24 protein-coding genes are annotated in these 24,244 nt (G+C 34.5%); 3 read left to right on the plus strand and 21 right to left on the minus strand.

Features of this window, described 5'->3' with window-relative positions; translation table 11 throughout:
• Positions 1–225 precede the first annotated feature (225 nt).
• Together EKM64_RS06695 and EKM64_RS06700 are read left to right on the plus strand one after the other, a co-directional pair.
• Positions 226–966 (plus strand): CPBP family intramembrane glutamic endopeptidase, encoded by a 741-nt coding sequence (locus EKM64_RS06695; protein WP_125676890.1) that lies wholly within the window; start codon positions 226–228, stop codon positions 964–966.
• Between the two features lie 54 nt (positions 967–1,020).
• Positions 1,021–1,104 carry a type I toxin-antitoxin system Fst family toxin gene (locus EKM64_RS06700; protein WP_125677051.1) on the plus strand — a complete coding sequence of 28 codons (84 nt, stop codon included), beginning with the start codon at positions 1,021–1,023 and terminating at the stop codon, positions 1,102–1,104.
• 177 nt (positions 1,105–1,281) lie between these two features.
• On the opposite strand, the gene EKM64_RS06705 is transcribed toward EKM64_RS06700, so the two are convergent.
• From EKM64_RS06705 to EKM64_RS06795, 19 genes are all read right to left on the minus strand, one after another.
• Positions 1,282–2,025 carry an SDR family oxidoreductase gene (locus EKM64_RS06705; protein WP_125676892.1) on the minus strand — a complete coding sequence of 248 codons (744 nt, stop codon included), beginning with the start codon at positions 2,023–2,025 and terminating at the stop codon, positions 1,282–1,284.
• Positions 2,026–2,037: 12 nt separating this feature from the next.
• A complete protein-coding gene (locus EKM64_RS06710; protein WP_125676894.1) occupies positions 2,038–2,454 on the minus strand; it encodes a cupin domain-containing protein in 417 nt (138 codons plus the stop codon).
• A 162-nt stretch (positions 2,455–2,616) separates the two neighbouring features.
• Positions 2,617–3,051, minus strand: a complete 435-nt coding sequence (locus tag EKM64_RS06715; RefSeq protein ID WP_125676896.1) for a MerR family transcriptional regulator — start codon at positions 3,049–3,051, stop codon at positions 2,617–2,619.
• Positions 3,052–3,095: 44 nt separating this feature from the next.
• Positions 3,096–3,797 (minus strand): SDR family oxidoreductase, encoded by a 702-nt coding sequence (locus EKM64_RS06720; protein ID WP_125676898.1) that lies wholly within the window; start codon positions 3,795–3,797, stop codon positions 3,096–3,098.
• A 64-nt stretch (positions 3,798–3,861) separates the two neighbouring features.
• The gene (locus EKM64_RS06725) at positions 3,862–6,426 is read right to left on the minus strand and encodes an ABC transporter permease (protein WP_125676901.1); all 2,565 of its coding nucleotides are present in this window, start codon (positions 6,424–6,426) and stop codon (positions 3,862–3,864) included.
• A 9-nt stretch (positions 6,427–6,435) separates the two neighbouring features.
• On the minus strand, positions 6,436–7,137 hold the full coding sequence (locus tag EKM64_RS06730; protein ID WP_125676903.1) for an ABC transporter ATP-binding protein: 702 nt from the start codon (positions 7,135–7,137) through the stop codon (positions 6,436–6,438).
• Between the two features lie 81 nt (positions 7,138–7,218).
• A complete protein-coding gene (locus EKM64_RS06735) occupies positions 7,219–8,490 on the minus strand; it encodes an MFS transporter (protein WP_125676905.1) in 1,272 nt (423 codons plus the stop codon).
• A 232-nt stretch (positions 8,491–8,722) separates the two neighbouring features.
• Entirely contained in the window at positions 8,723–10,666 is a 1,944-nt protein-coding gene (locus EKM64_RS06740) for a M13 family metallopeptidase (RefSeq protein ID WP_125676907.1), read from the minus strand.
• 198 nt (positions 10,667–10,864) lie between these two features.
• The gene (locus EKM64_RS06745) at positions 10,865–11,329 is read right to left on the minus strand and encodes a universal stress protein (RefSeq protein WP_125676909.1); all 465 of its coding nucleotides are present in this window, start codon (positions 11,327–11,329) and stop codon (positions 10,865–10,867) included.
• A 13-nt stretch (positions 11,330–11,342) separates the two neighbouring features.
• Positions 11,343–12,566: a carboxylate--amine ligase gene (locus EKM64_RS06750; protein ID WP_191988524.1), complete on the minus strand. Its 1,224-nt coding sequence runs from the start codon at positions 12,564–12,566 to the stop codon at positions 11,343–11,345.
• 224 nt (positions 12,567–12,790) lie between these two features.
• Positions 12,791–14,689 (minus strand): asparagine synthase (glutamine-hydrolyzing), encoded by a 1,899-nt coding sequence (gene asnB / locus EKM64_RS06755; protein WP_125676913.1) that lies wholly within the window; start codon positions 14,687–14,689, stop codon positions 12,791–12,793.
• An 11-nt stretch (positions 14,690–14,700) separates the two neighbouring features.
• Positions 14,701–15,870 carry a metallophosphoesterase family protein gene (locus EKM64_RS06760; RefSeq protein ID WP_125676915.1) on the minus strand — a complete coding sequence of 390 codons (1,170 nt, stop codon included), beginning with the start codon at positions 15,868–15,870 and terminating at the stop codon, positions 14,701–14,703.
• A 100-nt stretch (positions 15,871–15,970) separates the two neighbouring features.
• Positions 15,971–16,495, minus strand: coding sequence for a GNAT family N-acetyltransferase (locus EKM64_RS06765; protein ID WP_125676917.1), 525 nt, complete (start codon positions 16,493–16,495; stop codon positions 15,971–15,973).
• 65 nt (positions 16,496–16,560) lie between these two features.
• On the minus strand, positions 16,561–17,211 hold the full coding sequence (locus tag EKM64_RS06770) for a hypothetical protein (protein WP_125676919.1): 651 nt from the start codon (positions 17,209–17,211) through the stop codon (positions 16,561–16,563).
• Complete coding sequence (locus EKM64_RS06775) at positions 17,201–18,025, minus strand: ATP-binding cassette domain-containing protein (RefSeq protein WP_125676921.1); 825 nt, start codon at positions 18,023–18,025, stop codon at positions 17,201–17,203. Before EKM64_RS06775 ends, EKM64_RS06770 begins: the two co-directional genes overlap by 11 nt.
• Before the next feature lie 3 nt (positions 18,026–18,028).
• Positions 18,029–18,517 carry a hypothetical protein gene (locus tag EKM64_RS06780; protein ID WP_125676923.1) on the minus strand — a complete coding sequence of 163 codons (489 nt, stop codon included), beginning with the start codon at positions 18,515–18,517 and terminating at the stop codon, positions 18,029–18,031.
• A gap of 46 nt (positions 18,518–18,563) precedes the next feature.
• Positions 18,564–19,109: a DNA-3-methyladenine glycosylase I gene (locus EKM64_RS06785; RefSeq protein ID WP_125676925.1), complete on the minus strand. Its 546-nt coding sequence runs from the start codon at positions 19,107–19,109 to the stop codon at positions 18,564–18,566.
• Between the two features lie 69 nt (positions 19,110–19,178).
• A complete protein-coding gene (locus EKM64_RS06790) occupies positions 19,179–19,652 on the minus strand; it encodes a universal stress protein (protein WP_125676927.1) in 474 nt (157 codons plus the stop codon).
• A gap of 80 nt (positions 19,653–19,732) precedes the next feature.
• On the minus strand, positions 19,733–20,854 hold the full coding sequence (locus EKM64_RS06795; protein WP_125676929.1) for a glycerate kinase: 1,122 nt from the start codon (positions 20,852–20,854) through the stop codon (positions 19,733–19,735).
• A 57-nt stretch (positions 20,855–20,911) separates the two neighbouring features.
• On the opposite strand from EKM64_RS06795, the gene EKM64_RS06800 reads away from it, so the two are divergent.
• Complete coding sequence (locus EKM64_RS06800; RefSeq protein ID WP_125676931.1) at positions 20,912–21,712, plus strand: tyrosine-protein phosphatase; 801 nt, start codon at positions 20,912–20,914, stop codon at positions 21,710–21,712.
• Positions 21,713–22,034: 322 nt separating this feature from the next.
• On the opposite strand, the gene EKM64_RS06805 is transcribed toward EKM64_RS06800, so the two are convergent.
• Complete coding sequence (locus tag EKM64_RS06805) at positions 22,035–22,223, minus strand: hypothetical protein (protein WP_125676933.1); 189 nt, start codon at positions 22,221–22,223, stop codon at positions 22,035–22,037.
• A gap of 268 nt (positions 22,224–22,491) precedes the next feature.
• On the minus strand, positions 22,492–24,162 hold the full coding sequence (locus EKM64_RS06810) for an SLAP domain-containing protein (RefSeq protein ID WP_125676935.1): 1,671 nt from the start codon (positions 24,160–24,162) through the stop codon (positions 22,492–22,494).
• Positions 24,163–24,244 lie beyond the last annotated feature (82 nt).

A 24,244-nucleotide genomic window follows, 5' to 3' on the forward strand; every position in this document is an offset into this window, starting at 1 on the left:
AGTCAAAGCAAAAGCACCTCCAAGATTTATTTTCTCAGAAGTGCTCTTATTTATCTGTATCAAATTATATACTCAGTACCAATCAGGTGTGATAAATCTCTTTTTTTTGTGACAAATATATGAATTTATTAATACTCTCTGATCCTTTTGACGTTATGCCAAAAAGGAACTAAATCAAAATATTTCAGCATATAATATGAGTAATAATTTCAAGGAGATTTCATCATGTTAAAACCTGCTAAGAAAGATCATCTTGTTGTCGATCTAACGTATCTATTATTGATCTACATCGTTTTGTCTCTTGCCTCTGGTTTTATTTTACGAGTTATTTTAAAGATACAGGATTTTTATATTCCTAAAGAAATCATTGTCTCTTTAGGAATATTATTTTTTCTGTCTGTTAAAGAAAAGGTTGAATTTCTTGATCAAAATAACTCTAAATATGGTCTGTACACCATTCTGATAACATTTATTTTAACAATATCCTTGAATTTTCAACCACAGATTCCTGGTTTTAAAACCCTGGGAACATTACTTTTTAGACCATTAGGAACCGGTATCTTTGAAGAAACAATTTTTCGAGTATTAATGATCTGGTTGATCAGTCGCTTTAGTAAAAACATCTACTTACAAGTTTACTTAAGTACAATACTCTTTGGAATAGCACATATATTGAATATGTTTAGTCTACAACAAAGTACGATCCAGACTGCGATTCAAATCGGATATGCATTAGGACTCGGATCTATCTTTGCCATTTCTTATCTGATAACTAGAAATATTATCTTTTCGATGATATCTCATTCTTTGGCCGACTTCATGGCTGGATTAAACGGTTTATCATTAAGGACAAATATAAATTTTGATACTATCTCGGTCATACTAATGATCTTTTTTGTCATCACAAGTATTTATTGTAATTATTGGTTTTTGAAAAAGGGGCATAAATTAATAGTCAATATTTAACCTATTTTATATAGTCACTCTTTTCCTATGTGATAGTGAGGAGGACTATATTGTATGATAACTTTTCTTGCCCAAATTATAGCTGGGTGTTTGATTGCTCTGTTCAGTTACTGGTTAGATAACCGAAAAAAAAAATAAATACATCTTCTTCTAACTCACCACATCTTAGTATGTAAAAAAGGCCTTAGCGGATGCAACCGCTAAGGCCTTTGGTAATTCTACATATGATAACTTTTCTTAATTGCAAATCTATTATAACATCTTAAATCAAAAGCCAATATTATTTAACAATATATAAAAATAACAAATTACTAATTAAGCCTGTTTAGTAGGATAAATTGTAAATTCATTAATGTTAACTTCTTCTGGTTGATCAATTGCAAAGTTTACCACTCTAGCAATTGAGATTGGGGCAATACCGACTTGATCATACAAAGCATCCATGCCTTTTTTGGCATCCTTATCAGTGATCGTATTTAACAATTCTGTATTGATCGCAGCAGGATAAAGTGTTGAAGTCCTAATATTTGTACCTTCCTGTGCGCTTTCTGTCCTGATTACTTCCATCAGATTTCTGACTGCAAACTTAGTAGCACCGTAAACCCCAGCTCCTGGGAAACTCTTAATTCCAGCTACTGAAGATGTCGTAATAATATGTCCATGTTTTTGCGCAACAAAATCAGGCATTACTGCAGCAACTCCGTTTAAAACTCCTTTCAAATTAATATCGATCATGTCGTTCCATTCATCAGTATGTAGAGCACTGATTGATGATGTTGGCATAATACCAGCGTTATTAAAGATAACATCCAAAGCACCAAATTTATCTTTAGCTAATTGAACTAGTGACTTTACCTCTTTTGGATCACGTACATCTGTAACTTGATAAGCGGCCTCTCCACCATCGGTTTCGATGTCCTTAACAATTTTACTTAGTTTTGCTTCACGACGAGCACCGAGAACGACCTTAGCACCATTACTTGCTAAAAGTTTTGCTGTAGCTTCGCCAATTCCTGAAGATGCACCTGTAATTACTACTACTTTATTTTTAACTGACATTTAAATTTCTCCTTATTTACCTAATTTTTCGTAATCTTCGTCTGTAACTGATTCTAACCATTCTGATGTACCTTTTGTAATAGCAACATGACTAAACCAACTATCTTTAGTAGCTCCATGCCAATGCTTTACACCATCGTGAATTGCGACTACATCACCTTTTTTCAACAATTGAGCAGGTTTGCCTTCTTCTTGATACCATCCTTCGCCGCCGGTTACCAAAAGAATTTGAAATCCATCGTGATGAATATGCCAATCATTACGGCATCCTGGTTCAAATGTAACATTGCCAACATTAATATCGATATTATCATCTGAGGGTACTAAATTTTTTAAATAACTTTGTCCAATAAAGTATTTGGCATAAGCTTCATTCTTATCTCCAACTGGAAATACACCCTCATTTTTTAATTCTTCAAATTTTGACATTATTTATATACTTCCCTTTTTCATTCGTTTGATTACGAGATTCATTAAACACCTTAAAGTTAACTTCAAGGCAAGGGTTTATTTAAAAAAAATCTCTTAAATCTACAAATTCAATAATAAATTTGTAGATCTAAGAGATTTTTATATACGCTCAAAAACAGATTATTCTTCATGGTTCAATCGTCTTAAATATTCGGTAAAGCTTTCACTATCCTCAATATGACCATTTTCCTTGCCCTTATACCAATCCAACTTATCATTTAAAATGGTCCAACTCTTTTGAAGATTTTCAAATTCCGCTTCAAAGTTACCTCTGACTTCTTCTAAAAGTGCAATTCGTTTATCTATCGTAATATCCCCTTCGGCACGCCAGTCTACGTATTGTTTCAACTGTTCAATCGTCATACCGGTACTCTTGAGATGTAGCAGGAATTTTATCCAATTAGTATCTTGATCAGTATAATAACGCAATCCATTTTCGGTTCTATGAGGGTTGATCAACCCCTCTTTTTCATAATATCTTAATGTCGGACTACTCAATCCAGTTACTTTGGCAAAATCACCGATCCGATATCTCTTTTCTATTTTTTCATCCATATTTATCACCTTTTTATTCAAGTTAACTTTAAGTTTAACATCAATTATAAATCGACTCCACCGTCAACCCTTAGCACCTGACCCGTCACGAAATCATTTTGCATCAAATAAATATAGGCACTGGCGACTTCTTTAACTGTCGAAACTCTTTTTAATGGCACCCCTTTAGAAAAATCATTTTTCTGTTGTTCTATTTGTTCATTAGACATATCACGCCATAATCCTGTTGGTGTCCATGTCGGTGAAACCGCATTGGCCCTTTTATCTGGAGCGAGTTCAACACCAAGTCCTGCGATAAGTGTATTAATAGCTTGATTACCAATAATTGCACCAGATGCATCGTAGGGATGACCACCAGATCCAGACGTCAAAATTAATGAACCGGATTCATTTAAATGTTTGACCGCTATTTTTGCCAATTGCAAATTAGCAAAAAATTTATCTTCGATCGTCCTACGTAAAAGTTCCATTGAACTGTCTAAAAAACCTCCACCCATGGCACCACCTAGTGTAGAAATAATATGATCAAATTTCTTATCTTCAAAAAAGTTTTCTAGTTCTGATTTATCTTGTGCGTTTAAAGCAATGCCTTTAATACTAGTCTCTTCAGTAAATTTCTTAGTTCTGTCAAAATCATGACCAATAACTGTCACTTTGGCACCTAAACTTTGAACATCTAGGGCCACTTGTTTGCCAAAGCCTGAGGTTCCACCAACTATGAGAATTTTTTTATTAGTTAATTCCATTTAAATTTCCTCCTATTAAAAAAGAACTGACATATGCGTTCAGCTCTTTTGCTTTAATGAATATTTATTCTGATGACTTGAGGGCACCGATCATATCAATATATTTCAACTTATGATGAGTTATCAACATAACTATTACTGTGAAGATAATCATTAATATTGTTGCAACCAAATATCCCGTTAAATGAATTGTTAATGGGAAAATGACTAGTGCCGTTGAGGCTTGATTTAAAATATAGGCAGTTAATAAATTGCCTACACCATATCCAACAATTATTCCTAGAATTGTCAAAACTATATTCTCGCGCACGATATACATTGTAACTTCTTTATCATAGAACCCTAAAACTTTAATAGTCGATAACTCTCTAATTCTTTCAGAAACATTAATATTAGTTAAATTATATAAAACAACAAATGACAATATTCCTGACAATAAGATAAAAATCAATATAATTGGATTTAGTGATGAAGTCATTTTGGATATCGTCGATTGTTGATCGTAAGTATAGCTTGTTCCTAAAGCTCGGCCATTCTTTAATAATTGATTAGCCAAATTATTTCGCTGATTAGAAGTTTGCCTATCTAAATGGAGTAACAAGGTATTTGACTTTGGTTGTTTACCAAACAATTTTTGATAAGTTGTCTTATTCAAATACATGAAATGGCCTACAAAATTCTGAGTTACTGCTGAAACTTTAACTCTATGAGTTTTACCAACCGTTTTTAACTTGATGATGTCGCCAGCCTTAACATCTAGAATAGTCGCCATTTTTTTTGTTAAAATAACTTGGTTATTTTTTAGATTTAAGGACTTTTTACTATTAATATCTTTTAAATGAATATATTTAGAAAAATCTCTGTTCTCAGGAGTATAGAAATTTACATCATTCACTTGATGGCCAGAGTGATAAATCTTACCTGTTGTGGCATGTATAGCCGCACTATTTTTATACTGCTGATCTTTCTTCAAAACTTTCAAGGTGTCACCAAGATGATTAGTTTTAACTACCGCCTGATAATCAAAAATTTCACCATATTGACGACTGCCACTGGCCCCAATCGAATTTTGAATTCCAAATCCCGTCAAAATCAAAGCCGTCCCACCGGCAATACCGATAATAGTCATAAACATTCGTGACTTAAATCTGAAGAGATTTCGATAACTGACTTTACGATTAAAACTAAGTCGATTCCAAAATGGTTTTATGCGTTCCAAGAGGATTTTCTTAGCCGATTTAGGTGCTTTGGGACGCATCAATTCCGCCGGACCCTCTGATAATTCACGACTAACAACGATCATTGCTGCACCAACTGTTGAAATTAAAGAGAATAACAAAGCTAACAAGACGATCAGCCATTGAAATTTAACATCCCAGGTCAGGGGGATATATTGCTTATACAGTGCCAAAACAATTCTAGGCAAGGTTTCATTCCCAATAACTGCTCCTAATACTGTTCCAATTAGCCCCGCAGTCAATGCATAGTAGAAATAATTTTGAGCTATTTCCCACTTTGTATATCCTAAAGCTTTAAAAGTACCAATTTGTCCTCTAGCTTCTTCGATCATTCTTGTAACAGTTGTAAATGTTATCAACGCAGCAATTAGAAAGAAGAACACTGGGAAAACATTAGCTATCGCAGCAATTCGATCAGAACTCTCTCCATAAGCAGAAAATCCTGGTAAATCTGCCCTGGTTTGCCAAATATAACTAGTCTTAGTCTGTTTTCTTAATTCTTTAGTGGCCGAATCTAACTCTTTTTGTTGCGAATTCAATTTTTCAAGTTGTGAACTTACATTCATGCCGGCAGCTTGGGACATAATTAATTTGTTCTTATAAGAATCCAGTTTAACCTGTTGTTGTGCCAAGACATTTTTGGAAGTCTTATAAAGACTAGTGCTTCTTTGATCTGCTCGCTTTTTAAATTTAGTTTCTAATATATCAACTTTTGAAGAAACAGCGTCTTTATAACTGTCGCTAAAAGTATCTTTTGACTGCAAATTTTTAAAACGGATATTAAGTTGTGTTGCTGCTTTAAGATTCATTTGATCATCCGGAATATATGCAAAAAGCCGAACAGTCCCATCACCCACATTACTGGAGCCACGAGATTCATTATCAATATATTGAGGCGAACTGGCAAAGCCAACAATTTTATAAGACCGATTTTTCAAATTAGCATTTTTACTAAAGGAAAATTTCTGACCTAATTTATAACCATATTTAGTTTGGGCTACTTGATCCAAAATTATTTCATTGTTATTTCTTGGTAAATGACCACTACGTACAATTAAGGAGTTCTGATTATTATTCTTATCATATCCGTACAAAGAAACGGCCAATCCTTTACCACCAACAGCTTGTTTATATTTAACAGCCTCAACTTTACCCCCTTTGATAGATGCCTTTTTGAGGTCACTTTTAGTGAATCCAGTTGTTGAAGTAACCTGAATATCAGATAATTTATTTTCAACCACCGTTCTATTTAATGAATCATTCAAACTAGGGCCGGTGGCTTTAACGCCAACAAAAATCAATACTCCTAACATGATAATTAGAATAATAGCAATAAAACGTCCTTTAGATTTGCCGATATCTCGCCACATATTTTTAGTCAAAGGTTTCAATTTTTCCACCTACCATTCTATATCTTGAACAGGTTTAGGATCTTGATTATCTTCAACTGAACGAACTTTAGCATCATTTATTCGAATAATTCGATCAGCCATACTGGCTAAAGCCGAGTTATGAGTAATAATGATAACTGTTTTGTCATCTTTATGGCTGGCATTTTGAAGTAGAGTTAAAACTTGCTTACCAGTTTCATAATCAAGTGCTCCGGTTGGTTCATCACAAAGTAATAATTTAGGATTCTTAGCCAATGCACGGGCAATCGCTACACGTTGCTGTTCACCACCTGATAGTTGTGAAGGAAAGTTATCAATTCGCTGACTCAAGCCAACTTGTTTCAATACTTCGGTTGGATCTAACGCATCATCAACAATTGCCGAAGCCAATTCAACATTTTCTTTAGTCGTCAAATTAGGAATCAAATTATAAAATTGAAAGACAAAACCTACATCATTACGACGATACTCCGTCAACTGGCGTTCAGTAAATTTTCCAATATCAGTACCATCAATGATAATTTCACCGTCACTAGGTGAATCCATACCGCCTAAGATATTTAAAACTGTCGATTTACCTGCACCGCTAGGACCTAAAATTACAGTCAATTTTCCCCTCTCAACTTCAAAAGACAAATCGTTATTGGCGATAATTTCAGTTTCGCCCATTTGGTATCGTTTATACTCGTGTTTCACTTCAATATATGCCATCTCATCCACCTGACTTAACAAAAAAAGGCCGGACTATCGTCTCAACCTTCATTTAAAATATTATATTTATTATATCATTTTTCAATCTTTTACTTCTGATTCAGATTTAATTTTCTCTTGGAGTAGAATATCGATATTTCTCGTTGCAGGCATCAAGAACGCAAACAATCCACATGCCAAAGTCCCTAATCCACCAATTATAAATAAACTATTTACACCAATTTTATCGGCCAAAGGACCAGCAAATATCAAACCTACTGGTCCAGCAATACTCATTAATGAATTCAAGATTCCCAAAATGCGGCCAAGATTTTCAGGAGGATAACTTTGCTGGATCATAGCCATCAACAAAGTGTTGAAAAAAGGTGTAGCGATGCCAGCAATTGCATTTAAAACGGCAAACAAGATAAATCCCTTTTGATTACCAGGTAAAAATCCACTAGCACCAAATCCGATCCCCATAACCAGCATGGACATCAAAATCGGTTTCATTCGATCAGACCAGTTTCCCAAAAATCCGATCACTGCGCCTCCGGCAAGCATTCCCACTGAATAAATCACTTCAATAATACCTGCTTGTGCAACCGTACCTTTAAAATAAGACATTGTCATTAATGGGTATAAACTGGCAGCGGGCATGAACAAAAGTGTAAAAACCATCCCCATTAAAGTTATATACCAGAGCCCCTTATTATCTTTTAATTGAGTTAACCCAAACTTCATATCAGACAAGATCTTAATTTTCTCATCAAAAACTGGATGTTCAGGAATTTTAACAAAAAGAATCACTGTAACCCCGATTACAGCACCAATAACGTCCAATAAAATCAGCATAGTTATTGGAACAATTGAAAATAAAAACGCTCCTAATGCCGGTGCAATAATCATATTAGCTGATTGAATCATTCCCAACTGACCGTTCATCTTCGTAAGTTCTTTACCTGGAACCATTGTTGGTATGATCGATTGAATTGTTGGCATTTGAAATGTTTGTGCGATAGACCGCATCAATAACGATACAAAAATCAACCACAATGGAAAATCCTTATTAACAATTCCAACAACTGCCAAAATAATTGCAATCACGGCCGCAACTATGTCTGGAACAATTAATAAAACTTTCTTATTAGTTCGATCAACAAACGGTCCGATCAATGGGCTTAATAAAACCATTGGTAGCATACCCAATAAAGTAGCAAAACTAAGAATAGTTGCAGATCCAGTTTGTTTAGTTAAATACCAAATAATTGAATACTGCACCACCATACTAGTGATACCTGAGAAAAATTGCCCCACCAAAAAAATATTTATATTACGACGCCAATTAGGTATAGTAAATGTTTCTTCTATCATAAAATCCCCTCCTAATCCCATTCAAAACACAGGAATTAGATTCTCTCATGACGAATAATTTTAGTCAAGATAAATTTATTTTGAAAATTATGACATTTTTATTAATTTTTTTCGGAAAACTACAAGGATTATGATAGTGAATTCAAACAAAAAAGTCCTCAAGTATACAATATTTAATATACTTGAGGACTTCCAAAATAACTATTATAAATTTAAAACTCTTATCCGGAAATTACCAGATAGTTACTCTCTTAGAAGGATCCAACCACATTCCATCATCAGATGTGATCTCAAAAGCATCATAGAACTCATCCATATTTTGTGCCTGAACATTGGCGCGTAATGGACCTGGTGCATGGACATCAGTCGAAAGTAATAGTTCATTAAATTGTTTAGTAGCTTTTAATCTCCAAACTCTCGCCCAATTAATAAAGAACTTTTTAGCATCATAATCATCTTCTGATTTGGCAGCTTCCAGAGCACAGCGAAGTCCACCATCATCAGCAACATTTTCACTGACTACTAACTTACCATTAACCTTGCTTCCGGCGTATGGAATATCATCGAACTGATCGATAACTTTTTGAGTAAGTCCTTGAAACTTCTCATAATCTTCCTTAGTCCACCAATTATTCATATTCCCGTATTCATCGAATTGTGCACCATTGTTATCAAAGGCATGAGAAATTTCATGCGCAATGACGGCTCCAATACCACCATAATTTTCACTACTCAACTGATCCAAACTATAGAATGGAGCTTGCAAGATAGCGGCTGGGAAAGTTATGTCATTTCTTGAAGGATCATAACAAGCATTGACCATATGCCCAGGCATAAGCCATTTCTTACGATCGACTGGTTTACTATATTGATCCAAGGAATTTTGTCTAAAGATCTTTCTAATGGCAATTATATTTTCATACAATGATTCATTCTCATTAATACTGATTTTCTTATAAATATCATCAATCTTATCTGGATATCCAACCTTAACTTCGATCTTATCCAATTTAACGATAGCTTTTTGTTTTGTGGCTTCGCTCAACCAGCTATTATCACTAATACGTTGCTCATAAATAGCAATCATTTTCTTGATCATATTAGCAACGTCTTTTTTAGCAGCTTCACCGAAATATTTATTACCATAATAAACTCCGACTACCTGACTAAAGATACCTGAAGCCTTGTGGTAAGCGTATTTAGTTCTATTTTGTAATTCTTTGGCACCACTTAAAGCAAGATTGTATTCTCCAATTGTTTGACGGAATTCTTCATCTAAGTTAGAAGCATTTCCAGTCAAATAATCTACCAACATCCAAGCTTTAAGATTATCAAAGGTATCATCATTAACCAATTTATTTAGATTATCTAAATAACGTGGTTCAGTAATGATAACTTTGTCTGGTGTGTCATTTATAAGATCTTCAACTTGTTGTTTCAAATCAAGGTTATCTGACTTCTTGATATACTCTGAAAAGTCCATTGGATTATAAATCTTAGTATAATCGGCCCATTCTTCAGAACTTTTAACGATCGGAACTAATGCCTTATCAAAAACCAAAGCCTTTTCAACAATTTTCTTGGCTTCTTCAAGATCATAGCCAATCATTGAAAGCAGACGCGTTGCTACTTCGGCAAACCTAGTCAGAAGTTGCTTACCTGATTCATTCTTTTCATCATAATAAGTCTTGTCTGGAAGAATCAAGCCTGCTCCACCAACATAAACAACATTTTTAGAAGTGTCCTTCATATCTGCATCAACATCAATGTCAATTGGTAATGAGAATCCATCTCTTGAAAAGTCAGCCAAATGTTCACTGAGTTCCTTAACATTATTTAAATCAGTGATCCTCTGAATGTCCTTTAGAATAGGTTGATGATGAAACTTATTCAAATGTTCAACATTATTTGTTAAACGATATAATTTAACGGCTTGTAATAACAAGTCGTTATTTATTTTTTTCTCATCATTAGCAAACTCATGAAAATCTTTCATTAATGATTTCTCAACACCCTCGTCGAGATCCATGAATCCACCAGTTCTTGGTTTGTCTGATGGTATTTCGGCTTTCTCTTGCCAAGCACCATTAACAGCCAAGTACAAATTTTCTTTATAATCAGTCGGTTTAGCGTCGATCATGTCGCCAGATCCACCGATAATCTTACTAGTAAACATATATACACCACCATGCAATTTTATAACTACTATATCACTATTTTATTTTCATTAGAAAAATTATGAGCCGTAGGGCTACTGAAAGGAATTTTATCATACGTTTTATATAGTCCATATTTTCTGAAATTGAATTGGGGTCAAAAAAAGGATACCCAATTAAGATATCCTAACAAATTCATTATTTTCAATTCTATTCTACTATCTAATGACACTGACCGAAACGCGAGCATTATTAACGATCTTTGCAGCTTGTGAACCAATAGTATTACGATAACGATTCTTTTCCTCAACTCCAACAATAACAAGATCCGGAGTAAACTTAGGAATAACCTTTTCAACGATAGATTGACCAGGGCTACCTTCAGTAACCATCAAGTGGACGTTATTTACACCAAAGGTTTCAGCTTTCTTGCCATATGTCTCAAGTAATTCTTTGATCTGATTACGACGTTCAGATAAAATACCAGGATCAAGCGATTGGAAAATATTCAAATCACCGATTTCCAGAACGGAAACGATCCCTAATTCGGCATTGTAATGTTTGGCTAATGAACAAGCATAATTAAAAGCATTCTTAGATGATGCGAAATCATCAGAATCTACACAAATCAGAATCTTTTCATATTCAATTTTTTTAACTTTATAATCACGTACTTCATCCATTAAATTGAGCCTCCTATTTTTCGAAATCTCGGCCTTTATTTGCTTCAAAGTATGTATCAAAGCGTTTGACATAATTATGGAACATATATGTTAGTAACAACCAACGCTTGAACGACTTATCTTTGTCATAAAAGACCGTTGTACCGGTACGTTCTTGTTTGATAAGTTCTTCAGCATAACGACTGGCATCATTGTCAGAAGCATACTTTCTGAAGACCTTGATCGGAACACCTAACCAAAGTTTATGTTGGGCTTTATTCTTATTAGCATAAATTGTAGGTTCATTTTCTAAGCTGCCTTCAACATAATCATCAACTAGGTATTTAGCTAAATTATAACCGTTTAGGGTAACAAAGAAACTACTTCTTCCTTGTCTTAAATTAATTTCAAAAAACTTGAAGGTTTGGTCACGTGCATCGTACTTCATATCAAAGTTAGCAAATCCAGTGAATTCAATATCCTCAAGAAATTTTTGAACTAGGTCATACACATCCTGATTAAATTCAGGCACGATAGCTACATAATTACCAATAGCTTGTGGAGTTGGGTCTTCCAAAAGCGGATGTCCCAAACACATCATTTTGACGTGATGATTGTGATCAACATAAGCATTTAACACACGCATGTTGGAATCATCCCCAGGAATAAAATCTTGTAGGATCAAGTCAGAATTATAACCATTGTCATAAATCTTAGCGACAACATCATTAAACTCATCATCTGAATGAACTGTAAAAGCCTTCTTTCGACCTTCAAAGTGAATATCCAACCATTCCACACTATTGGCTGGTTTTAAAGCCACCGGATAGTCAAATGGCACATTCATGTCAGATTTTTCTTGATACATTTTTTTAGTAATAATTTTTGTCTTTGGATGTGGAAGGTCATGTTTATCAGCAATCTGATAGAAACTTTCCTTATTATTCAATGACTTCAACTTATCATAATCAACATATGGACAAACGAAAGTTTTTGACAACTCTTCTTTATGCTTACTGATAAGTTCTGCGTAGCCATCACCACAGGCAATCAAGATAACTGGTTCTTCATGATTTTCATAAACCTTAGCAATTTCGCGCATCTTTTCGATAAATACTGGATCTTCAGAAAAACCTTGAGTAATACTTAAATTAACAATTTTAGTAAAACGAGTAGGTGCCAATTGCGCACCCGCATAGGCTTGCACTGCTCCACCATAAACTTCATGGAAAGCACGTGCCATACCATAAACATTCATATCACTACCTAAAATTATCGGAGTGAATTTCTTTCCTGATTTAGTTTCGATAAGGATCAACCTCTTACTTTTATGAGTTCATATTTAAAATTTTACACACATTTCAAACAAAATTATAACATATTCAAACAATACTTCGATATTACGCCATTTAATTATCATTTTCTAAATATTCTTATACTAAACATTAAAAGCGTCCCCATTAATAAGGACGCTTTCATTTATTAGCTGACGATCTTAACTTTCGGATCAACATTGGGTTTTTTACCATCATCGATAAAGAACACTTTGTACCAAATTAAGAAAGTATAAATCGTCCAAATCTTACGACGATCATCATTCTTATTATTATAAAATTCATCTAGCATTTCTATGATCTTATCTTGGTCAAAAAAATCACCAGCAAAATCTTCACTGAACAATTCTCTAAACCGTTGATAGACTTCTTTTGAACGGATCCAGTCACGGATCGGTACTGGAAATCCTAGTTTTTTACGCTTGGCCCATTCTTTTGGCAATGCACGTTTGGAAGCGACTCTCAATGCATATTTGCTATCCTTTTTATTCAAAAGATATTTCGTAGGAATCCCGGCAGCAACCTTGGCAACTTCTTTATCTAAGAACGGTACACGCAATTCCATAGAATTGGCCATACTCATTCTATCAGCCTTTAATAAAATATCGTTAGACATAAACTGATGCAGATCCAAATACTGCATCTTCTTCACTTCGTCGTCAAAATTAGCGACTTTACGATAGCTTCTCATCACGATATCTTTTACTGAACGAGCCTTTTCAAAATCAGATTGAACGATATCAGCTGCCTCATCTTCACTAAAGACCTTAGCTTCACCAATAAAGAATTCTTCTGCCTTGGCAGTAGATTCATACAAGTGCAAACGTCCTGGAAAATTAGGTAATCTCTCAAATCCATGAGCTAGCTTATAGCGCACACCCTTAGGTAGTTTCTTCAGATCTTGAGCAAACGCACGAATAACTTTAGATTTGGAATGATCGCCATAATTAGCATAACCGGCAAATAACTCATCCGCACCCTCTCCAGAAAGAATAACAGTGACATCTTTACTAGCCAGTTTCGTCAAAAAATAAAGTGGAACACACGAAGGATTTGAATCTGGTTCATCCATATAATATTGGATCAAAGGCATAGCCTTGATGGCTTCATCCCTTGTTACGATTCCACGGGTATTTTTCAATCCCAAGTGATCGGCCAATTCTTTAGCCGCACTGCCTTCTTCATAAGTATTCGTGTCAAAATCGATCGAATAAGTGTGTTCAGGTTTCAAGATTGCAGTTATATAACTAGAATCGACCCCACTCGACAACAATGAGCCCACCGAAACATCACTGATCGAATGTGCTTTTACCGAATCATGTAATGAATCGTCGATTTCTTTAACAGTTTCTTCAAAGCTCAATTGGTTCTCTTTAAAATGCATATCCCAATATTTCTTGATACTCAATTTTCCACCTTTGTAGGTAAAATAGTGACCTTCAGGAATTCGGAAAACATTTTTAAAAAATGTTTCATTTAAAGCTGAGTATTGGAAAGTTAAATAAGGTTTCAAAGCCGCTTTATTCAGTTCCTTTTTAAAATTAGGCTGTTTCAAAAACGATTTGATCTCAGAACCAAAAATGAAAGTTCCTTGACGATTGTAATAGTACAACGGTTTGATACCAAAGAAATCTCTAGCACCCGTTATATCGCCAGTTTCCAGATCATAGATAACAAAGGCAAACATTCCACGGATCTTTTTGAGTAGTTCAACGATGCCCCACTCTTCAAAACCGTGTAATAGAACTTCTGTATCCGTATTCGTCTTAAATTTATGGCCGCCTTTTTTTAGCTCTTCTCTAATAATTTGATAATTATAAATTTCACCATTGAAGATTATAGCTTTACTATTATCTTCATTATAGATTGGCTGCATACCGCCCTTGATATCTATAATACTCAAGCGACGAAAGCCCAGTGCAACGTTGCCGTTGATCAGTTCACCTGAACTGTTAGGACCACGATGCTTAATTGCATCCATCATAGATTCGATCACTGGTTTTTTCTCAGCAATATTCTTATCTACGAATCCGACAATTCCACACATATTTATTTCTCCTATATCTCAAAACTTACATATCTAGTTGCTGCTCCGTAACCAAATATTTGTAGTCGCAATTTATCAGGATCAATATTAACAAAATATCCAGCTAATTCAGATATTTCATTGTAACGTCGATCCCACTTCTTGTTGTAATCAGTTGTTAATCCATGTTTCTTCCCCATTAAAGCAGAACAATTTAATATTATATGATTAATTCCAGCAACTTTATAGTATTTTTCATAATGCATATGTCCACAAATATAGGTTGTAACCTTAGAGATCCCTGTTGATGAGAAGTCATATCTTAAATTAACGCCAAAATCACCCGTGAGTTCATTTTTAACTTGACCGCGTGCCTTGTTATTGAACGCCACAAAAAGCTGCTGGATAAGGTCGCCATTGAAATTTAAAGCACTTCTGCCGCTAGGACTAATAATATTGGCGTGTCCCATCACCACAACGTGCTTATCGACCGTATTTTCCAACACAGTTATCAAATCTTCTAATTGTTGTTCTCTTACACCACGTACTTTTTTGAAGTCATATTTTTTAGAACCATTGTTCAGAATATAAGGAATATCACTAGTATTCACAAAGATAACTCGGATATCACCTTTATCAAACCAACCAATTTTAGAAACTGGATTAAGTCTAAAAATTTTGGGTTGATCAAAGTCAGAATTCGTTACTAAACTATCATAATCATCCCGTCTGAATGAAGCCGAGCTGACAAAGCGATGCTCATCATATTTGTCATTCTCATCATGATTACCTTCAGCAATAAAAAATGGCGATTTACTGTTTTGATAATTCTCCACAGCAAATCGTAACAAACCACGACTGATTTCTGGTTTATCACTACCATCGATCATATCACCTAGATGTACATTCAGATCAACACCAGTTGCATCACTGACCGCATTGCTCTCAATAATATGACGCACGCCATTGATCCCATAATAAGATGCACTAGCAATTGCCTTAGCATGAGTATCAGTCAGAACAGAAATTGTCATAGTATTATCAGTTATATGTGGTTTAACATTATTTTTAAAAACATTATTTATATAATCAACTGAAAAAGGTCTAGGTTTCAATTTTCTGAGAAAATTATCAGTTTGTGTAGAGATAAATTCAGACGGTCTTGGACGTAAAACCTTTTTCGCAAAATTTTTAATATTCAATGTTTTGTTCTCCTAATACTTCTCATACTAACATTTTTTTAGTGAAAAGAATCAAAAAAACCATCTGTCATGATGGCTTATCTTAGGTCTGATTTAACTGTTATTTTAGTAGGATCTGGTAGGCTTTTCGGTCACCTTTATCCTCGTCCATAGTAATAATACCCTTTTCGTTGAATCCATTAGCTTTGATAACATGTTGCATAACTAGGTTTTCTGGATGAGTATCGATTCTGACATCTTGATAACCAAGATAATAAGACATTGTCATAAGTTGTTGGATCAAAGCAGCAGACAGATGTTGACCCTGATGACCAGGTTCAACTGCAATTCGATGAATGATCGAATATGTTACATCTGAGTCTCCATCCCATTTACCATTTGTTATATCTTGATAGTTTTTGTCGTAGCCTTGTTGAAGAGCAGCTGTTCCCACAACTTCACCGTCCAACAATAAAACATAGTTAATACCCTCTTCAAGATCCTGTTTTAAGATTTCTTCGTTAGGATAACCACGTTGCCACTGGTCGACACCACGATCGCGTAAGGTCTTTTTAGCGCCTTTAATAATTTCTATAACTTTTGGCAAATCGTCTTGTTTTGCACGACGTAAATAAATATTGCTCATTATAGGCCTCCTTGTTCATCAGGCAATTAAAGCAGAAATAGACAGTAAATAGCAATACTTTTATCTCATTTTTCGAATTTTTTTTGATAAAAAACACCGCTAATAGCAAATAGAATGATTCCGTAGACAAATTGTTGCCCAGCAATTGGTAGTAATGCTTGTATTGAATGACCATCTTGCAAGCTTACTATCATTTTGGAGATCGGTGGTAAGATCCAATTTACATAGTAAAGTAGGCCACTAGAACTGTCAGCCAAGGATAAATATAACAGGATCAAGATTCCTATTTGCCCTACAATAGAATGTTTTTCAAACCGTGGTTTCAAAATCATTGCTATCGTCGTGCCAACAAAACCCGATGTTGTAAATAATATGATTAATATCCAATTTTTAGTACTAGCAAATGCCAGTAATGCTGTTAACAGGTCCAGCAGCAATAAAATAATTGCTTGAGTGGTAATATACAGCCAATAATTACTGACTCTTTGCTTTACATACCGATTATACAACTGATCATTCTTAAAAAAGCCCAATCCTGAGATTAATCCGATCAAAAACGTCGCAATGATCAAAATTATCACTTGTTGGGTATTACTTAACGCTAATTTGGAATACATTGTAAATTCCACAACGCCTAACATAAATAGTAATGATAAATATAGGTAATCTCGAAAAATAGTTTTAAAAAAATTATTAGCCAAAAATTTAATTTTCAAGGACTCGTGCCCCCTCAAAATTATAATTCAATTCCAACATCTCTTTAATGATGGAATCTTTGATCTTCATTGGTACTTTTAATTCAATTAAATTATCAATATTCACGGATAAATAACGACTGATATCACCAGGTAGTGCCATCGTTTTTTTCGTAACTGTAAAAATAAGCATGTAATGAACTGACATATTCCGATCAGTGATTTTAGTTAGTTTATTATCTTTTAACAGATAATTACTATCAAAATAGTTAACAACACTATCATCCTGAACCGTACTGGCGATCACGACTCCTGAATTGTTATCACGAAGATCTTTGATAATATCCAACATATTAGTGATTATTTCACTATTTTGAAACGAAAACGGCTCATCTAGTAATAATATATTGGGATGTCCCACCACTGCCGCTAAAAACCCCACGCGCTGTTTTAATCCTAAAGAAAGCTGTCGCACTGAACGGTCCAAATATGGTGCCATACCCATATAAGTGATCAATTCTTTTAACTGTGAGTCTCTAACCGCCAGATCACCACTCAATTTCTGTATATCACGTAAATATTTTTTAACGGGTTTAGTAATTATCTCTGGGTCAATTTGTGGTAAGTATCCAAATCTAGCTTTAGGTGCAATTTCTAATTTTCCGCTGTCAGGTGATTTCAGACTGGCCAGGGTATCTAAAAACTGTGTTTTACCACTGCCGTTGTCTCCTAAAATATAGGCGATCTCATTTTGATACAAAGAAAAGGTTACATGCTTGAACGCAAAGTAACCTTCATTTTGGAGTGACAGATCTTTAGCTGTCAATAATTCCATAAGCTATTGCCATTCCTCAATTGCTTTGGCAGCTAGTCCAATCGACAAAACTGCATCATTTGAAAGAGCATTTCTGACATCAGAAACAATTGTATTATCGTACACAGCACCAATCACTGTAAAAGCATATTCAATCAAGTGTATATCCGTTTTAGCCTTATATTCGCCATCTGCATAAGGATCTTCGTGATTATATGTAAAGTTGATATCGTGGCCTGAAAGAGAACCGTCAACGTGGTTTACTTGAACACGATCATGCAATTCGTTTAATTTGCTAGTGGGATTTTGTAAAGTTAGTCGATGATCAGACTCATTTTGATAGTAGTCTTCTTCAGTCATATCAAAATATTCTTTGATGGGCTTTCTTAAAATTGCCAAATTATCGATCAACTCGTAAACTTTTTCAACGTCTAATTTAGCAGCCTTTTTTTCAACATCTTTACTATTTTTGTAGATCCAGTCAGCAAATTCACTAATAGTCTCAGAATTCATAAATTTTCCTCCGTTATTACGTTCCTATTATACTTAAAAAACTCGATTATTTAAAATCACAGCCATCTAAATGATCATTAATAACTCCAATTGCTTGTAAGAATGAATAAACAATCGTTGGGCCAATGAATTTGAAGCCGTTTTTTTTCAGATCCTTACTTATTTTTTGTGACAATTCATCTTGAGCTGGAAGTTCATCCATAGTCTGATAATGACTGATTATCTGCTTATTGTCGACAAAACTCCAAATATAATCACCGAATTTTTTATTATTATCATGCATTATCTTGATCTGCTTGGCATTATTAACGATAGCATTAACTTTTAATTTATTCCGAATGATTTTAGGATCTTGCAGTAGCTCCGCAATCTTTTCATTAGAATAATCAGCTACTTTGTTCACGTCAAAATCATCAAAGACTTCTTTATAACCTGAACGTCTCTTTAAAATGGTCGACCAAGAAAGACCAGCCTGTGATAATTCCAAACTCAGCATTTCAAACAAGTAACGTTCATCCTTATCAATTTTACCCCATTCAGTATCATGATATAATCGCATTTCTTCTGAATCATCAGCCCATGAACATCTCATTTTCTTCACCAATAAAAAAAGGCCGGGATATGACTCATCTCAGTCTTTTTTCTCCTATATTATGGATTACTATTTAATTGCACTGTTATCAGTTGTGGTTCTAACAATGATAACATCAGTTCTAGCATTACGTGTAACGTATTCAGATACTGAACCAACTAATAATCGAGTAACAGCGTTCATACCGGTAGAACCGATCATAATTAAGTCATTTTTGTATTCTTCAACGAACTCTTGAGAAATAACAGTCTTTGGTTCCCCAAAACGTACGTGAATGTCGATATTATCAGCATTAGCACCATTGGCAACTGCTTCGTCTTTTAATTCGTTTAAATATTTTTGAGCATCTTCAGATAGTTGATAAATAACGTCTCCATTCAACATACCACCATGTAAACCGATGAACTGTTTAGTATCAAGAACCGTTAAAACATCAAGATGCCCTTTGTTCATTTGTGCAACCTTGACAGCCTTTCTAAAGGCCATTTCAGCTTCCTTTGATCCGTCGACTGGTACTAAAATCTTTTCATAATCTTGTTCCATAATCTGATCCTCCAATGCTCTTAATGAAAACTCTTTAATGTAAGATTAATGCATTAATGAGTTTTATTCAATAAATAATACTAAGAAAATGCCGTTAATGTACGAGCTAACTGGTTTGCCGCCGATTCATACTTCCCAAAAATCATCTTTTCATCTTCATCATCCATTTGTCGATTAACCATCTGGGTTGAAAAAATACCTGTAAACAATTGTTCATAGTCTTCAAAGTCATCAACAAAATTATTGCATAAAGCAAAAGTAGGGATTCTGACCGTTCCAGCAATTTTACTCAGATGATAAAGAATCTCATCATGCATCGCATCTGCTGAAATAATATCAGTAGCGGTTACTAAAACATCAGTCGAACGAATCGTCTGATCCATACCAGTTACATTTGCCACCCACTCAAACGAGGAACGAAAAATATGAGCGTTGATCATCGCAAAAGCTCCTGCCAAAGTTTTGATCGAATCCGAATGCGGCATCGGGTGTATATCTAAATTATACTTCTGATTTACTTTTTCAGTAACATAAACGAGATTATCTTCTAAAAAACTTACTTGAGTTTTATTCAAAAACTCATAATTTCCCTCAGGTTCAAAATTTGCAGAATAATTCAATAAAACGGTGATTTTGGTACGTTTAGGCAAGACACGAGCTATGCCTTCCAAGTTCATCCGATAAGCATTGATCAATGGATTTTCACCTTCCGGTATAAGCTCATCGTTTTCATCATATATTTTAGCCCCTAAAGCTTGCAAAGCTCCAAAGCCACCATCGGCAACAGCCGTTCTGCCTAAGCAGATAACGACATTCTTATGCCCACTTGACACTGCGTCTAGAATAAATTCTCCTAAACCGTGACTAGTCGCATGAAACAGGTCTTTTCTCTTTTTGTTGGCCGCCAGATCAAGACCTACTATTTGTTCTGAATCTATAATTGCGGTATCCTGACTATCAATGCTTGTCACCAAATAGCGTCCCGTTTTACTTTGCCAAAAGGCATCGAAAAATGGTAATTCGGCCCATTTTCCGCCGATTGTATGCTTAATTAACGCCGGCATACCGTATTCGCTATCTGTGACCGGCATAGTGACAATTTCTGCATCTGGCAATGCACGCGAAATACCGCTATAAATAGCTTGACCTATTTTTCGAGAGCTAACGTGGCGATATTTTCCGGGGGCAATGATAAATTTCATGACAAATCTTCCTTTTGTTATAATTGAAAATAGACTAAACGATAAAGGGGTACACATATGGATAACGCTACACAACAAACACATCGTATCTTAAATCTTGAAGAGGGCATTAACTTTCGTGAATTAGGTGGTTATGAAACTGCTAGTGGTAAGCAAGTTAAGTATCACAAAATTCTGCGTTCAGCAGGTCTAAATAAATTAACAGATAATGATTTAAAATTTTTAAGTGACTATGGTCTCAAAACAGACGTTGACTTCCGCTCTCAAAGTGAGATTGACAAGAGTCCTGATAGATTACCTAGTGGTACAAAATACATTTCTCTACCGGTATTTCGTGAAGATTTAACGGAAGCTTCAAAGATCCAAGAATCAGTCATTCCTGAAATCGACTTTGACCCAAGAAATGGTTATGAACATATGCTGGGCGTCTACAAGGAAATGATAACTGAAGATCAATCAAAGAAAGCCTATCGAAACTTTTTCGATGAATTATTAGGTAATTCTAATGATCGTGACGTATTACTATTCCATTGTAGTGCTGGTAAGGACCGTACTGGTATGGGAGCTGTTTTCTTCTTATATAGTTTAGGAATTCCCTTGCCAACTATTAAACAAGATTATCTACTAACTAATCAAGCAAGTAAATTCTACGTAGCAGATATCCTTAAGGAAGTTGAAAAGCGTGATGCGTCACTAGTTGAATCGATCCGTGCTCTGATGACAGTTAATGAAAACTACTTATCAGTAGCCGAAAAGGCCATCAAGGAAACTTCAGGCAGTCTAGCTAATTATATCAGAAATGAATTACATGTAAGTGATAATCAAGTTTCTGACCTGCAAAAAATTTATTTACAGTAAATAAATTTAATTTTTTCGAATTTGCATCACACTTTCTTCACATTTACTGGCTATTATATAAATATAAGCTAAAGGAAAGCGAAGAGCTCCTTAACTTATGATTCTCCCTGATGTATTCTTCATATAAAAAAGCATTAATCCTCAAAATACAACAAAAAACCCAACCTTCCCCCCTGATAATTGGGTCACAAAAAAGCTGAGAACTACTTTCTCAGCTATGAACACCGCAAAGTCCTTGCGGTGTTTTTATTTTGCTATCATTTACTGAAACTAAAAAGGATGTGGAATTCACCACATCCTTTTTAGTTCGTATGATCCTTATCTAGTCATGAAGGATAAACGTATGATTCTTACCGAATACGTTTTGAGCATAAACTGCTAAAACGATTGCCACAATAGCGGCAGCTAATACAGCATATCCCGCTTGTATCATAAATAGTAACATTAATATTACTACCCCTACTGCCATTAATGCCATTAATCCTAATTTATTTACAACTTGATTTGTCATAATATCCACCCACCTTGTAATTTTTCAAACTCTCTACGTGTCGAGAGTACCATGTGAAATTTTCTTTTTCAAGCCCTTACAACTATTGTTTTTTAGTGTCTGGTAATCGGTTACATCAAAGGATTACAACGGTTCATTGGCACTAGACACTATTAAAGCCTCTAATTTTCACAGGCCTCATTTTCAGGCCTTTTCACTTCATTTATTATTCTTATATGAACCAATTCTTAAAATCGGTTTAAATAATTAATTTTTGGTTCATTTTGATTTAAATAATAAGAACCTTAGCTAATTCAATAAATTCATCCGTTGAAACTCGATAATATTTTTTATCTTTTATAGAAGCAATTAAATCAGTTTTCCACTCACTCAATGGTCTCAAATCTCTGTCTAAGTCTGTACCTAAGTGATCGACCAAATTATTGCCCTGACTGGATTTTACTTTAATTTTAGAAGTATCTGTATCCGTGTAGACATATACATCCTTAGATTTAACATATTCATCAGCAGATATTTGATAACATAGCTCCTTATTTATATAAATCCCTAAAACATTTTTCCATTTAGTATTACTACTTAGCTCTCGATTAGTGATCAATTTCCCATTTTTGTCATATAGTCTGACGTTTTGTGTTGCTGTCGCAATATTTTTAATTATCTCGATCGGTTTGTTTGTAACCGGCGATGGTTTAGGCTTAACGCTCTGGTTTGAATCATCTTCTAGATATATATTATATTCGATTCTTTCATCAGACAATTCTTCTGGAACTATATTTCCAAGATACATGTTTTTTATTATCTGACTAATAACACTTTTCAAACTAAGATCTTCAGCAAATTTATAGTTAAGTTGTGAGAGGTACATTTCTCCAATCTCTCCCTCTGAAGAAAAAATTCTGTAAAAAGTTTTGTCTAAAATAACTTTCCTATTGAGAAATAATTTACTGAAAAATTTATCATTTATATCGATCTTACTATTAGCCTTAACTGTAATTTTAAAATTCTTAAGAGGCTTTCCATTTTTATCAAGCTCATTAAAAACAAATGATGCATCCTTCACAGGTGGAACTTTGTATGTCAAAATCTTTCTTTTTCGATTATATGAAATATCATCCTGATCGACATTTTCGGTAGAATATCCTGAGACAGCGTCCTTTACTCCAATACCACTAGCATTAACTGTAGGATATGTATTTACTTTATCAACAAATATTAATTGGCCATCTAAATACCCACCCTTGGCTATATAGTGTTCTTCATGAGGGGTATCAAGTGGTAAATAGTTAAAAACGACTTCTGCAATATGATCATTATTTGATAAGTCTTCATTATTTCCTTGTTCATCAAAAATCTTCTGAAATATTTCTTCAGCAGTATCATCTTCCATACCCTTCAAATATGGCAAGTCATTAAATCCTACATTACCAACCCACGAATTTACAAATGAAATTCTTCTTCCTCGCTGAAGTTTATTCAAATTTTCAGCTATAATTTTTTGGTTATCAGGATCGTTAGCTTTAATATCAAATTTTGTACGCTTAATATCATCTTCATTTGCTTCCCGTTCCAAAAGTATAAAATGAGTATCTGCGACTGCCTTCATAGTCACAGTTATTGTCTGCTCGTTTTCATTAGTTAGCTTAAATACATTATTTTCGGAAAATTTACTCGAATAACCTGCAACCTTGATTTCTGGAATAGTAACAAAGGATCCAACCGCAGCATTCCCCGTACGACTGCCAATAACTTTCTTAGTATCAGCATCTAAGTAATTTATAGTATAGTTAGCCTGTTTCTCAATCACTGCACTATTTACAGAATCGGATGCCCGCACATTTATCAGCATACTTCCTGGCAAAATAAGCCCACCGACCATTGTTAAAATTGAAACAAGAATCCATTCACTATTAATTCTATGAGTAAAATATTTTAAGTTCATAGTTCCCTCCCCACACACTTTACTCATAATCATATATTAATATTTGAAAAATATGATCAAAAAAGAGCTATTTGGCAGTATG

Source organism: Companilactobacillus keshanensis (assembly GCF_003946205.1).
Lineage (GTDB): Bacteria > Bacillota > Bacilli > Lactobacillales > Lactobacillaceae > Companilactobacillus > Companilactobacillus keshanensis.

Bases quoted from the DNA above. Each gene is read 5' to 3' on its own strand.
- EKM64_RS06800 (WP_125676931.1), top strand. From the start codon at position 20,912: ATGGATAACGCTACACAACAAACACATCGTATCTTAAATCTTGAAGAG.
- EKM64_RS06710 (WP_125676894.1), bottom strand. From the start codon at position 2,454: ATGTCAAAATTTGAAGAATTAAAAAATGAGGGTGTATTTCCAGTTGGA.
- EKM64_RS06730 (WP_125676903.1), bottom strand. From the start codon at position 7,137: ATGGCATATATTGAAGTGAAACACGAGTATAAACGATACCAAATGGGC.
- EKM64_RS06765 (WP_125676917.1), bottom strand. From the start codon at position 16,495: ATGAGCAATATTTATTTACGTCGTGCAAAACAAGACGATTTGCCAAAA.
- EKM64_RS06740 (WP_125676907.1), bottom strand. From the start codon at position 10,666: ATGTTTACTAGTAAGATTATCGGTGGATCTGGCGACATGATCGACGCT.
- EKM64_RS06695 (WP_125676890.1), top strand. From the start codon at position 226: ATGTTAAAACCTGCTAAGAAAGATCATCTTGTTGTCGATCTAACGTAT.
- EKM64_RS06745 (WP_125676909.1), bottom strand. From the start codon at position 11,329: ATGGATGAAGTACGTGATTATAAAGTTAAAAAAATTGAATATGAAAAG.
- EKM64_RS06785 (WP_125676925.1), bottom strand. From the start codon at position 19,109: ATGAGATGTTCATGGGCTGATGATTCAGAAGAAATGCGATTATATCAT.
- EKM64_RS06795 (WP_125676929.1), bottom strand. From the start codon at position 20,854: ATGAAATTTATCATTGCCCCCGGAAAATATCGCCACGTTAGCTCTCGA.
- EKM64_RS06700 (WP_125677051.1), top strand. From the start codon at position 1,021: ATGATAACTTTTCTTGCCCAAATTATAGCTGGGTGTTTGATTGCTCTG.
- EKM64_RS06805 (WP_125676933.1), bottom strand. From the start codon at position 22,223: ATGACAAATCAAGTTGTAAATAAATTAGGATTAATGGCATTAATGGCA.
- asnB (WP_125676913.1), bottom strand. From the start codon at position 14,689: ATGTGTGGAATTGTCGGATTCGTAGATAAGAATATTGCTGAGAAAAAA.
- EKM64_RS06705 (WP_125676892.1), bottom strand. From the start codon at position 2,025: ATGTCAGTTAAAAATAAAGTAGTAGTAATTACAGGTGCATCTTCAGGA.
- EKM64_RS06810 (WP_125676935.1), bottom strand. From the start codon at position 24,162: ATGAACTTAAAATATTTTACTCATAGAATTAATAGTGAATGGATTCTT.
- EKM64_RS06720 (WP_125676898.1), bottom strand. From the start codon at position 3,797: ATGGAATTAACTAATAAAAAAATTCTCATAGTTGGTGGAACCTCAGGC.
- EKM64_RS06780 (WP_125676923.1), bottom strand. From the start codon at position 18,517: ATGAATTCTGAGACTATTAGTGAATTTGCTGACTGGATCTACAAAAAT.
- EKM64_RS06715 (WP_125676896.1), bottom strand. From the start codon at position 3,051: ATGGATGAAAAAATAGAAAAGAGATATCGGATCGGTGATTTTGCCAAA.
- EKM64_RS06775 (WP_125676921.1), bottom strand. From the start codon at position 18,025: ATGGAATTATTGACAGCTAAAGATCTGTCACTCCAAAATGAAGGTTAC.
- EKM64_RS06790 (WP_125676927.1), bottom strand. From the start codon at position 19,652: ATGGAACAAGATTATGAAAAGATTTTAGTACCAGTCGACGGATCAAAG.
- EKM64_RS06735 (WP_125676905.1), bottom strand. From the start codon at position 8,490: ATGATAGAAGAAACATTTACTATACCTAATTGGCGTCGTAATATAAAT.
- EKM64_RS06750 (WP_191988524.1), bottom strand. From the start codon at position 12,566: ATGAATGTTTATGGTATGGCACGTGCTTTCCATGAAGTTTATGGTGGA.